Annotated in this window: 16 protein-coding genes; 1 reads left to right on the top strand and 15 read right to left on the bottom strand. The window is 69.9% G+C overall.

All coding sequences use genetic code 11. The features are described from left to right. Window positions 1-21 precede the first annotated feature (21 nt). Window positions 22-279 carry a hypothetical protein gene (locus ACIBQ1_RS09910; protein ID WP_397276067.1) on the top strand — a complete coding sequence of 86 codons (258 nt, stop codon included), beginning with the start codon at window positions 22-24 and terminating at the stop codon, window positions 277-279. Here ACIBQ1_RS09910 and ACIBQ1_RS09905 read toward each other — a convergent pair. From ACIBQ1_RS09905 to ACIBQ1_RS09835, 15 genes are all read right to left on the bottom strand, one after another. Further along, on the bottom strand, window positions 270-710 hold the full coding sequence (locus tag ACIBQ1_RS09905) for a hypothetical protein (RefSeq protein ID WP_397276065.1): 441 nt from the start codon (window positions 708-710) through the stop codon (window positions 270-272). The genes ACIBQ1_RS09910 and ACIBQ1_RS09905 overlap by 10 nt on opposite strands. Beyond that, window positions 710-1264, bottom strand: coding sequence for a hypothetical protein (locus tag ACIBQ1_RS09900; RefSeq protein ID WP_397276064.1), 555 nt, complete (start codon window positions 1262-1264; stop codon window positions 710-712). Before ACIBQ1_RS09900 ends, ACIBQ1_RS09905 begins: the two co-directional genes overlap by 1 nt. Beyond that, window positions 1264-1539, bottom strand: a complete 276-nt coding sequence (locus tag ACIBQ1_RS09895) for a hypothetical protein (protein ID WP_397276062.1) — start codon at window positions 1537-1539, stop codon at window positions 1264-1266. The genes ACIBQ1_RS09900 and ACIBQ1_RS09895 overlap by 1 nt, the downstream gene beginning before the upstream one ends. Then, a complete protein-coding gene (locus ACIBQ1_RS09890) occupies window positions 1539-1865 on the bottom strand; it encodes a hypothetical protein (protein WP_397276061.1) in 327 nt (108 codons plus the stop codon). The genes ACIBQ1_RS09895 and ACIBQ1_RS09890 overlap by 1 nt, the downstream gene beginning before the upstream one ends. 46 nt (window positions 1866-1911) lie before the next feature. Further along, entirely contained in the window at window positions 1912-2328 is a 417-nt protein-coding gene (locus tag ACIBQ1_RS09885; protein WP_397276060.1) for a hypothetical protein, read from the bottom strand. After that, window positions 2328-2777, bottom strand: a complete 450-nt coding sequence (locus ACIBQ1_RS09880; protein ID WP_397276059.1) for a hypothetical protein — start codon at window positions 2775-2777, stop codon at window positions 2328-2330. Before ACIBQ1_RS09880 ends, ACIBQ1_RS09885 begins: the two co-directional genes overlap by 1 nt. An 8-nt stretch (window positions 2778-2785) precedes the next feature. After that, on the bottom strand, window positions 2786-3232 hold the full coding sequence (locus ACIBQ1_RS09875; RefSeq protein WP_397276058.1) for a hypothetical protein: 447 nt from the start codon (window positions 3230-3232) through the stop codon (window positions 2786-2788). Between the two features lie 77 nt (window positions 3233-3309). After that, complete coding sequence (locus ACIBQ1_RS09870) at window positions 3310-3654, bottom strand: hypothetical protein (protein WP_397276057.1); 345 nt, start codon at window positions 3652-3654, stop codon at window positions 3310-3312. Between the two features lie 10 nt (window positions 3655-3664). Beyond that, the gene (locus tag ACIBQ1_RS09865) at window positions 3665-4594 is read right to left on the bottom strand and encodes a major capsid family protein (protein ID WP_397276056.1); all 930 of its coding nucleotides are present in this window, start codon (window positions 4592-4594) and stop codon (window positions 3665-3667) included. 143 nt (window positions 4595-4737) lie between these two features. Next, window positions 4738-5118 (bottom strand): capsid cement protein, encoded by a 381-nt coding sequence (locus tag ACIBQ1_RS09860; RefSeq protein ID WP_397276054.1) that lies wholly within the window; start codon window positions 5116-5118, stop codon window positions 4738-4740. 3 nt (window positions 5119-5121) lie between these two features. Further along, window positions 5122-6867 (bottom strand): phage protease, encoded by a 1746-nt coding sequence (locus tag ACIBQ1_RS09855; protein WP_397276053.1) that lies wholly within the window; start codon window positions 6865-6867, stop codon window positions 5122-5124. Window positions 6868-6876: 9 nt separating this feature from the next. Next, the gene (locus ACIBQ1_RS09850) at window positions 6877-8952 is read right to left on the bottom strand and encodes a hypothetical protein (RefSeq protein ID WP_397276051.1); all 2076 of its coding nucleotides are present in this window, start codon (window positions 8950-8952) and stop codon (window positions 6877-6879) included. A 117-nt stretch (window positions 8953-9069) separates the two neighbouring features. Beyond that, window positions 9070-9237: a hypothetical protein gene (locus ACIBQ1_RS09845; RefSeq protein WP_397276049.1), complete on the bottom strand. Its 168-nt coding sequence runs from the start codon at window positions 9235-9237 to the stop codon at window positions 9070-9072. An 11-nt stretch (window positions 9238-9248) separates the two neighbouring features. After that, on the bottom strand, window positions 9249-10787 hold the full coding sequence (terL, locus tag ACIBQ1_RS09840; protein ID WP_397276048.1) for a phage terminase large subunit: 1539 nt from the start codon (window positions 10785-10787) through the stop codon (window positions 9249-9251). Continuing rightward, window positions 10784-11059 (bottom strand): hypothetical protein, encoded by a 276-nt coding sequence (locus tag ACIBQ1_RS09835; protein ID WP_397276046.1) that lies wholly within the window; start codon window positions 11057-11059, stop codon window positions 10784-10786. Before ACIBQ1_RS09835 ends, terL begins: the two co-directional genes overlap by 4 nt. Between the last annotated feature and the right edge of the window lie 4 nt (window positions 11060-11063).

The raw sequence follows: 11063 nt of genomic DNA, 5'->3' as shown, positions 1-11063 counted from the left end.
CCCCTGCCGGGTCTCTGTGAGATGGGTTGGCTATTTGGCGGCGGCAAGCGCGGCAACGATCCGCATGCGCTCTTCGGGGTCCTGCCTAGGCGGCCGGGCAGGCGGGTGGGGCTGGCCGTACAGGTCGTCGAACGCCCTGTGAGCGTCCGGCTCAACGTTCTCCAGCCCGCCTGCGAGCGTGAGCAGCGCCGTGGTCTGGAGGGTCTGCTCGCGCCACTCGATCCACAGTGCGTGGATGACGTCGAGTTGGTCGGCGAGCGGGAGATCGCTCAGCCGTAGGAGACCACCGGCGGCTTCTCCTCCACTGGCTTCTCCTCGACGGTGCCCCGCTGCAAGGAAACGACCCGAGCAGTACCCCCATCGACCGGCGGCCCATCGGGCAAGTCCGAGGGCCTGCTGGTAGGGCGGTCGCTCGCCTCCGCGATCAGGCCGCCGAGGATCTCGACGAGGACTTTGCCCTTGGTGCCATGGTCGCGGCAGTGCCGCCGGAACCGGGCGAACTCGCTGTCGCCCAGCAGGCTGCGGTAGATGTCCGCGAGGATGCCGATGCCCTCGGGGCTCCCGGAGTCGAATCCTGCAGCAGCGAGCCGGGCGAACTCACTGATGTCCATGAGCGAGATCTCGCCCTCGCCATGGAACTCGACACCGTCGATCTCGAACTTTGGGCGGTCGCCGCCAGCCTGCCGTCCCTCGGATGTGTAGGAGCGCATCAGGCGGCCCTCGCCGTCGTCATGATCGCCTTGAAGGACTTCGCCGCGGCGGGCCGCTCCAGCCGGAACTCGCACGAGATCGTCGCCTTAGCGGCACCCTTCGCCCTGCTCATCTCCATGTTGCCGACCTGCAAGCACTTGCGGTACACCCACCGCTCGGTGTGATCCTCCGACTCCCAGCCGAGCATCACCCGAACTTCCTCGCCAAGATCTGGCGGCTCGAAGATGACGGTGCCAGCGCCGGACACGATGGTGCCGCCGTTGAGGGCGCGCTGCAGGTTCTTCGCGGTGATCTCGGCCAGCGCGAACGCCAGCGACAGCTCGCGGGAGGTGAGGGCGACCGCGACCGGGTCCAACTCCTCTGCGACCTCGACATTCTCCGAGTCCACGCTGTAGTTGAACGTCGAGCCTTCGTCCGTGTAGCCGAGCTGCAGCCAGTTCGCCGACACCGTCGCCCACGGCGTCGACAGATCGGCGGGCTCCGGTGTGCCGAGCACCGCGATGTACAGCGATCCCGGGCCGAGCGCCAGGTTGGCGGGGTTTCCACGAGCCATCAGGCTTCACCTTCCTTGCTGGTGGCCTGGCCGCTGTCTGCGGTGTCAGGCTCGTCGTTGCTCTGATCAGGCGTCTCGACGCCTTCGGGCAGCCGAACCTTGTCGGCCCAGCCGTACGTGTCGACGTGGTCCGCCGGCACCAGATCGCCGACGTTGAAGGCGCGACCGAACTGGCCACCGATGAACAGCGGCTCGACCGCGACGTAGTAGGGCGGGCGGGGCTGCTCTCGATCGGCGGTCACGGCGACGGGCTGCCTGCTCGGACGGGCAGCCATCAGGACGCCTTGAACACGCCGACGGTCACGGATGTGACCGCGCTGTAGGTGATGGAGCACTGGCCGTCCGCGCCGGCGTACACGCGGCCGACGGGGATCTTCCAGCGTTCGCCGGCCGGGATGGTGACCTGCCGGTCAGAGATCGCCAGCCCTTCGACGGTCGTGCCCGGTGTGACGAGCGTGACGGTTTTCGAGGAGGCGTCGCTGTTGAGGACTTCGAGGAAGATGCCGTCTCCGGCCGGGCAGGTGTCGCCGCCGCCGGCAGCGGCCACAAGGGTCGACGCTGAGCCGCCAGGCACCAGCGTCTGCAGGGTGAGAGCCGCCATCGGAAACCTCCAGGTCGAGTCACGGCGGGGAAGAGGAGAGGGCAGGTCAGCGCAGGTAGAAGGTGGCGTCGACTTGGTAGGCGACGAGTTCGCCGCGCGCGCCTGCCTGGTCGTCGATCAGTTGCGGGCCCGTGATGCCGTCCACGACCAGGCACGTGGCGTCGCCCATCGGCGTGTGCGCGCCGGAGACAGCGGCGAGGGCGTTGCAGTAGGCGACGGCGGCGTTCTCGGCCGCCGTTCTTGTCGCCGAGAAGACCACGCCTGCCATCCGCGCCTCGTCGATCGCGTCCTCGGCCACGAGAGCGTCGGCGCCGTCGATGCGGGTGAGCCACAGGTAGGCGCCGCGGGAGGGTGAGCGGGTCTGCGTGTCGAAGGCGCCGAGATCGAGCTTGCCGGGCTGCTTGAGGGTGGGGTGGCTGTTGATCCACGCCAGCACTGCCGTGGTCGCGGCGACGCGCGCCATCAGGCTCCTCGCAGGCTGGCCAGGGCACGGCGCAGGTAGGCGTACGGGCGGGTGCCGGGGTGGTGGACCACCTTGGCGAAGACGATCCGGCCGTCGACCATGAACCGCAACCAGCCGTCCGGCCGCTTCGACCGGATGATGTGCGGCCGAGTGCCGACCTCCATGAACAGGCCGTACGGGGCGTTATCGCGGGCGGTGCGGGCCGGGCTGGAGATGTCGGCGTACACGCCGATCACGTCCCTGCCCCGGTCCCACCGGATCTTCGACCGCATGTAGCCCGGCGGCCGCCCCGCCTCGATGTCGCCGGCCGGGGAAACGTTGGCCAGCCGCTTGGCGGTACGCGTGCACCGGCGGGCCAGCTTGGCGATGTGCAGCCCGACCGGGCCCTCGTAGGAGCGGAGGACGCGCCAGAGTTCGGGTTCGTTCCAGATGATGGTGACGTCGGCCACGGCACCTCCTACAACGGGTAGTCGCCGTACCAGACGGGTTCAGGCATCGACCAGACCGGCAGCAGGGAGCCTTCGGGCCCAGAGCCTTGGTCGTTGATGGCGTCGATGAGCCGCTGTAGCGCGTCCTTGGCGCGTTGGTCCAGCTGGGCGAACCGGTCCGCGTCGGCGTTCCGGTTCGGGTACGCCAGCTCGATGTCGGCCGCCGCCCGCAGCGCCGCCGCCTCTGACGCCAGATGCCCGAGGAAAGTCGGGGTGGCTGGGACAGTGCCGCCGACGGCGGCCAGGACCTCGGCGACGGCCGCGGCGATGTGGCGGCGGGCTTGCTCGTCAGTCGGTTCGGTCACGCCTGTGAAGGTGCCGAGCAGGCTCGTGTCGCCTGGCGAGTTGGGGTCGCGGGTGCGGGTGGGGATGTGGTCGGCCACCTGCTCGAGGCTCGGCGTCCAGGGTTCGGCCACGATCCCCTCCTATGCGGTTGTGGAGTGGCCCCGGCCCGCGCGGTTACGGGGAAGACCGGCGGGCCGGGACCACGTCTCTACTCGGGCTTGCGGACGTACCGGTCGAGGAGCTGCTCCCGCGTCATGCTCTCCAGTTCGGTGCGGTCGCCGCCCTGGCTGACGCCGTACTCGACGAGGTCGCCCTTGGAGGAGCGGGCGTTCACCGACGGCGGGGCGCCGTCGTCGCTGGCCTGCTCCCGGGCGGGCGCCCCCGGCTCGTCCACTGCGCGGATCATTCCCGCCACCACCAGGTGGTTGAGACGCTCCGCCGGTACGCCGTCAGGCAGTATCGCGCCCTTGTAGAACATGTCGAGCACCAGGCCGCCGGGTGTCATGACGGGGATGTGGGCGACGCACGACGCCGTCACCTCGTATCGGGTCATGTCACCCACCTCACGACGTGTTGGCGATTTTGCGGCCTGCGCCGGGCTCCTGCACGACCGACACGGTCAGGCGGCGTCCCCGCAACTCCCACGCGTCCCGGCTTTCCAGCCGGCTGGTGCCGACCTGGACGGCCATGTCGCCGACCGTGTAGCCGGGGTCGACGTCGGCTTCGTCTGCCATGCCGCCGAGCTGGGTCGAGTCGAGCACCCACACGTCGTCGGACGGCAGCGATGACACTGGGGCGACTACGACGGTGAGATCGTCGATGACGTCGATCTTTCCTGTGTAGACCGGGTTGTCGGTCGTCTCCCGCCGCCGCAGGTTGGCGATGTTCGGGTCGGACGCCATGTAGGCGTACTTGGTGGACGAGAGCAGGATGGTGTCGGGCATGTAGCCCTGGTTCAGGTCGATGATTGCCGCCTTGGCGAGCTCGATGTCGCGCAGGATCGTCGCCGTCGTGGCGTTGGACCAGGCGGCGGTGGCGTTGCCGGACGCGGTGATAGCCGACCCGATCGCGGACATGGTGATGCTGTCCACCTGCTTGATTACTGAGTTGATGACCTTGCGGAGGGCGCGGTCCAGCGCGTCACCCGCGAACACCGACCGTTTGATCTCCTCGTCGGTCAGGTCGACCGCCTGGCCCCACTTCTGGACCGCTGCCACGGCGGCGGTGCCGGTGCCGGGCACGTCCTTCGGGTAGGAGCTGCCCGCGGACACGGACTCGACCGGCCGGGCGTTGACGATGGGTTCGCTGACCTCGTACAGCACTGCGCCGCCGGAGGAGCGGAAGCGCTGGGTGAGGATCTGGTCGGAGACGAAACGCAGATCGGTGAAGGTGCGCAGGCGGCGCCGGATGGCGGTCGGCTGCTGCAGGAGGCGGTTGATGGTGAGCAGGTCGCCCGAAAGGGTGGGCGGCGGCGCCGGGTAGGTGCCAGGCATGTCCTGATCTCCTTTCGGGAGACGTCAGCTGAGTTGCTTGCTTGCGATCCAGGCGGTCACTGCCGGAGTGCCGCCGCCGCCAAGTGCGGTGACGGGTCCTGTTGTTGTCGCTGCGTCGAGCGGACTGACAGGCAAGAGCGACATCAGCGGCCGACCCAGCGGACCTTTGCGCCCAGCGCCGCAGTGCTGATGGCGGTGCCAATCAGGTGGCCTGCCGCGGCGAGCGTGCCGAGCGTGCCAGAGTCGACGCCACCCCCGGTGGAGGAGGCGAGCGCAGCGCCAGCGGTAACCCCGGCCGGCGTGGTGGTTTCGTGGACGACGCCGGAGATCGGCCACACGGTGACGCGGGCTCCCGAGGCGGCGTCGTGGGCGGCGACTCCCACGAACGCGCCGGAAGCGCCCGCGGACGGGGCGACGGTGCCGACGCCTGAGGCGATGACGACCTGGCCGCCGGTGATGGTCGCGGACGCGGTCATGCTGAACGGCTCGGTGCCGCCGTAGTAGACGGGCGTGTAGTCGGCCATGACCTAGACCGCCTTCCGGGAGAAGAGGCTGTCGAACTCGGAGTCGGTGTCGGCGGGCTCGCCGCCAGGCTCGCCCAAGTCCTCGAGCGGGACCAGCCCGGCCGGGAGAGACGCGAGCGCCTGCCTGGTGCCCTCAGCGTCGGCTGCCCACGCCTGCTTCCAGTGGTCGCGGCGCGCGGGCAGCGTCTTACCTGCCTGGATGGCGTCTTCAATGGCGCGGTCGCGGTCCTCGATGAGCTGGCGGGCACGGGCGGCAACGCCCTGCTCGGCCTTCTCGCGCAGGTCGGCGAGGACTGCCTCGTCCACGGCGACGGTGCCAGGCGGCAGCGCCGCGGCGACAGGCTCCGCCTGCGGGGTGGGCTCGAGCGGCGGCGCGGTCGCCTTGTCGAGCAGGTCGTCAACGGCTGCGAGGATGGCCTCGTCGTCGGCGTCGGCGTCGATGCCGAGCCGCTCACGCAGGCCCTCGTCCAGAGCCATAGTCGCTCCTTCGGTTGGTGGGGTGGGCCCCGCGGCCGGCTCGACCGGGGGAGTTTGGGAGGCCGCGACAGGCGCGGCGGTTGCGGCGGTTTCGCCTGCGAGTTCCAGCAGCGACTCGGGCGGGTCCTCGTCGAGGTCGCCGCGGTAGAGGGCCACCAGCTTCCGGGCGGCTTTCTGTATGTCGTCTGCTGGGGCGTCCACTTGGTTGATGCGGGCCGCTGCGGCGTGGACGGCGTTGCGGTTGAGGGTGCCGTCCGGCTCCAGCACCGGCAGTTTGCAGTCGCTCTTCGACTGCGGGTCGCCGTCGTGGGTGTGGATGAGGCAGGCGCGATGCCACTGGTCGATGTCGTAGTCGGCCTGGCTGTAGTCGCTCCACGGCGTGTCCGACACTGCTGCCTGCACGGGTGTGGGCCGGGATTCGGCGCGGGAGGCGTACACGATCGGCGCGGACGCGGCCACCGGTTCGGCGGGCACGTCCTCGTAGCGGACCCTGACCGCGGTCTTGTCGCCGAACGTGAACGTGTCTTCGCCGGTGACCTCGACGGGCACCCGGTAGTAGGTGCCGCTCGTATCGTCTACGACGATCAACTGCAGGGGGGAGAGTTGGATCTCGCAGATCCACTCCTGCCATGGGGCGTGCTCGTAGTAGGTGCGCCGCACGTCCTCGCTGGAGACTCCGGCGGCCACCTGCGGCGGCGACGGGTTGGGCATGCCTGCTCCTTTGCTGGCGTGGATGGTGACGGCCACCGGCAGGCCGGACGGCTGGTCGGGGCTCGCGGCCACCTGGTAGAGGGCGGCCACGTCCTGCAGCGACTTGAGCGTGCCGACGCCTGGCGGGACGACACCGAGCAGCGCCACCGCTGTGATCACGAACGGGTGGGTGTGGCCGAGCTGGCACCGCCAGTCGAAATACCCCTCGATCGACCGGTCGGGGTAGGCGGACGGGAGGACGTCGCCGAGCCAGCCGGGCATGCCCGTGTAGTCGCCGACGATCGTGTTCCCGGAGTCGGCCAGGTGCATGTCGCTGATCCATCCGACTGCGGGTTCGCCGTCCCACCGCATGCCGTGCTCGTCCGGGTCCGGTTCGGCGTGCCCGAGTTTGAGGACCGGCCGGCGTACGGCTGGGCAGTCGAGCGCGGCGACCGCGGAGGCGAGGTCGTCGCGGGTGAACGTGACCCTGCCGGAGCTGATGTCCCACTGGCCAGCCTGGACGAGTTCGACGCCATGCACCGTGGCCAGCGGCGGCGCGGCTGGCACCGCAAGGTCGTCCATCGCGTCTCCTCAGGTCCACAGGGCGTACACGGTGCCGCGGCACCTCACCCCGCCCTGGCAGTCGATGTAGGAGCCGGTCCCGTACGCGGCTTCGGCTTCGGCGAGGTTGTCGAACTCGTGGCCGTCGATCTCCGCACATGGGGGACACGTGCTGAGGTCCATGACTTCGCTCGCGATGAAGCGGGCTGGCGGCGCCGCGTGGAACACAGCGAACCGCCCGTTGGCTTGTGCTTGGGAGAGCGCGGCTCCGAGTTGGTCTTTCAGGTGCCGGTCGGACAGGTCGGCGAGGTACAGCAGCACGGCGGCGGCCACCGCGGCGGCGGTCGCTCCGGGCACGGCCAGCCGCAGCGCCTCCCGGGCGGCAGCGGCGGCCAGCCAGGCGGCCAGCAGAACGGCAACAACCGCTGCGACCGCGGCGAGAGCATCCTCCTCCACGGGAGGCGGCTCTACCTGAACGCCCTGCGAGTCTGCCTCCGCTGCCGCTTGGACGCCTGCGGCGGTCGCGAGGGCCACCATGGCGGCGGTGAGGATCGAAGCAGCAACGGCGCTATCGAGGGTCAGCGTGGCCAGCGCCTCAAGGTCGCCGTCCTCCAGGGCTCGCTCGATCTGATCGGCGAGGTCGCGCCGCCACGCTTCGGCGACGTCGCTCTCCCACTGCGTGAGGAGTTGGTCGAGGGCGGACTGCCAGGCGTCCTGGATCGCGGACGGGTCGATGCCCGCGGAGGATTCGTCCAGGGTGAGCTGCCGTGTGACGCCCTCCTCGGCTGTCGCGGCCCGAGGCTGCCTCGTCCGGGAGGTTCTGCGTCGGCGGGGCTGAGATGCCGTCTGGGCGTTCCCCGCTGGCGGGTCGGGCCGGGCTGGTGGCGGCTCGTCCGTGTCCCGCTCGGGCAGTCTCCAGGCTTTCCGGACGTACGCTTCAAGCTCCGGGTCCGGGCTGATCGCGCCCGACCGCATGAGCTGCTCGAGCGCTTCCGCAGTCACTTCCTGGCGAGAGCCGACGTCCTGAACGACGATCCTCGGGGCGGGCTCGTCCTCGCCCCAGTTGTAGTCCACCAGCTGTGTGACGATGCCGGGGATGCCAGGCTGGCCCGAGGTGGCGGTGTCGGCGATCTCGTCGGCCACCGCCTGCAATGACAAGAGGAAAAGGTCGAGGAAGGACTCTCCCAGCGCGCGGGATCCGTTGCTGGTGTCCCCGAGGTCCATGAGTCCGGCGAGGGCGCTGCGGGACATCTGCTGGTCGAGGTAGTGGATGAAGCCCATGGCGTCGGGAGCCGACCCGGTCATGCCGGTGATGTTCAGCTTGAACCCGTTGGGCAAGCCCACCCCGGACTGGTCGCCCACCCGCATCGCCGACGCCAAACGCTGAGCCTCAGCCACCTGACCGGGCGTCGCACCAGCGGGAGCTTCGACGTTGGGGACGCCCATGCCGAAACGCCTGATGCTCGTGGCGTGAACTCTCCACACCTCGTGCTTGAGCAGCCAAGCACCGTATGAGGAGCGCAGGATGGAGCGGCCTGCCCAGTTGGCGCCCTCCCGCTCCCGCACGTACCAGACGAGCCGGTCGGCGGGGATCGGTTGCGACGCGGGCACCAGGTCCTGATGGACGGATGCAATGGTGCCGTCGCGCCGCAGTTTGATCTCTCCGATCGTGTGCGGGAGCCTCTCCCCGAGATTCACCAGACGGGCCCGGCCGTCGCGGATTTCGTAGCGGCGCTCGAACGGCATGAACCCGTAGGTGAGCGACTGCAGTGCCAGCCGGAGGTGGTCGGCCCAGCGGACTCCGCGCCGTCGCGCTGGGCCGGGCTCGGCGTCGGCCCCGAGGATCGGGAGGCCAAGGTCGTCGGCGACCGTCTGGACGACCTCGTCGCGACATCCGGCCGAGTCAACGGCCCACGCCGCCCGCCTGATCGGGAGCGTATAAGCGGCGAGGACGGCGGTGAGCTGCGGATCGTGCCGCATGCGGGCGTACGTCTGAACGCTGTTGGGCCAGATCAGGTCGGGGATGGTCTCCAGCCACTCGCCCAGCCACAACCCGAACGACGCGTCGAGGTAGCCGAGGTCGCGAGTGGGGGCGCTAGTCGCCATCGACAGGTACCCCCTTCTTGAATTCGTCCGCCTCGCCCGCTTGCGGCGGATCCAGCGGGCCGCCTTCATCGTCGAGGCACTCGGGGCCGCCCTCGCAGTCACCAGGGCACACGCACATCAGGACGGCACCTCGCGAAGGCTGTAGCCGTCGTCCAGGTTGTCAGCCACCGCGCGCAGGAACCGCGACATCTCCTCCCGCTGGGCGTCGTCGGCGTCGAGCGTCTCGACGGTGCCGAGTTCGTACGCTGTGTCACCCACGGTGAGCGTGACCGGCAGGACCGCCATCTCGTCCCCGTTCAGTAGTTCATGCTCATCAGGTCCACGCCTGCGCTCGCCCCGGTCGCCGCCGCGTACGCCTGCCCGATCGGACCGTCGTCGTGCCGGGCGGCGCGGCGGGCGTCCACCTGGTCGGCAGTCCCCGACGGCAGCCAGTGCGCCCCGGCCACTCGGGCGGCATAGGCGACCACGTCGACAACGTCGTCATGTGCCGCATTCGGGAAGGCGAGCAACTCGTCCTGCCAGTCAGACCAGGCCGGGAAACGATCCGCGGGCGGGAACCAGAGCCGACCGGAGTCGGCTCGCGCGGTGGCTGGCAATGCTCGCGTGAGCTTGTCAGTGTCGGCGTGCAGCTCTTGCACCGGCACGCCCGCCCGGCCCGCCTCGTACACGAGCGTGGTGCCGAACATGCGCGACTCGACGAAGACGACGTCCGCGGACCAGCGCTCACGCAGGGCTCGCACGGCGGGCCAGTGCCCGGACGGGTCCATCCGTTCTCGGATGCCGTCGAGCATCACCAGGTCGCCGTCGACGCTGATCGCCCACACGGCGGCTACGGTGTAGTCGGCGCTCGTCCGCATGGACGCGGCGAGGTCGACGGTGAGGAATTTCCAGCAGTCGCGGAGGTCCACGAGTCGGCCATCCAGGAGGAGACGCTGATCGGCGCCCTTGGTCCAGTGCCGCAGGCCAGCCCGTTTGAACAGGCCGCCGTCCGCCGGTGCGGGTCGCTGCTGGTAGAGACTGGCCCACACGTACTCGCCGACGTCCGCCCGGATCTTCGCCCAGTCGCGCTCGCCGCGGGCGGACTGCATCGGCTCGCCTGGGCGGCGGCCGAGCGGGTCGTCGTCCGACTCGGCCACAGCGGGGATGGAGACGACGCGCCACCGGTCGGGATCCTGTTCTAGGAGACGCCCACCGAGGTCTAGTTGATGCCAGCGCGTCTGGACGAGCACCACCTTGGAGCCGGGCCCCAGGCGGGGAACGGCGACCGCCTGCCAGAACCGCCACGCCCGCTCCCTGTAGGCGGCCGACTGAGCCTGCTCTAAGTCTTTCAACGGGTCGTCGATCACGAGCACATCGACGGCCTTGCCGGTCAGCGCGCCGGCAACGCCGACGCAGTACACCCCGCCTTTGCGGCCCTCGATCTGCCACCGGCCGGCGGCCCGGCTGTCGGCTCGGAGACGGAGGCCGAGGTCTACGGTGTCGTCGTCGCCGTTGAAGGTCTGGCAGTCGAGCTTGATGTCAGATCCCCACCGGCGGGCCATCTCGTCGGCGTAGCTCACGATGGCGACGCGCAGGTCGGGGTTTTCGACGAGGAGCCATTCGACGAACCGGTGGCTGACCCGCACCGACTTGCCCTCTTGGGGGCTCATGAACACCATCAACCTGTCGATGTCGCCGTCGGCCAGGGCGACGAGTTCGCGGTCGATGACGTCGAGGGCGGGTGTCTGGACGGTCGTCGGGTCGAGGACCTGGGCCATCTCGCCCGGCGTGGCCCAACGTCTGGTGCGCGGAAGGAAGTGGCGGGCGGCAACCTCCCACGGGCTGATCACGGTCACGGCGTGCCGACCGTCAGCACACCCGACCGGCGCACCGGCCGCTCATCTCCCGCAGTGAGGCGCGTCCACACTACGTACTCGCCCGCCGCCAAGACGAGGTTCGTCCCCGCGCCGATGAGCAGCGCCGCGTTGACGCCGTCCCAGGTCGCGGGCTTGTAGTCGGCATCGGCCGGCTCGTCGAGGCTCTCCAGGACGATGGCGATCTCCACGGGCATGCCGACCGCGTCAGGCCCGAAAGGCACGCGGATCGTCTCGCGCGATGAGGCGGGCATGTAG

The organism is Nonomuraea sp. NPDC050153 (genome assembly GCF_044460125.1).
Classification (GTDB): Bacteria; Actinomycetota; Actinomycetes; order Streptosporangiales; family Streptosporangiaceae; genus Nonomuraea.
Note: the sequence above shows the minus strand (reverse complement) of the source record. Positions and strands in the feature narration are given on the sequence as shown.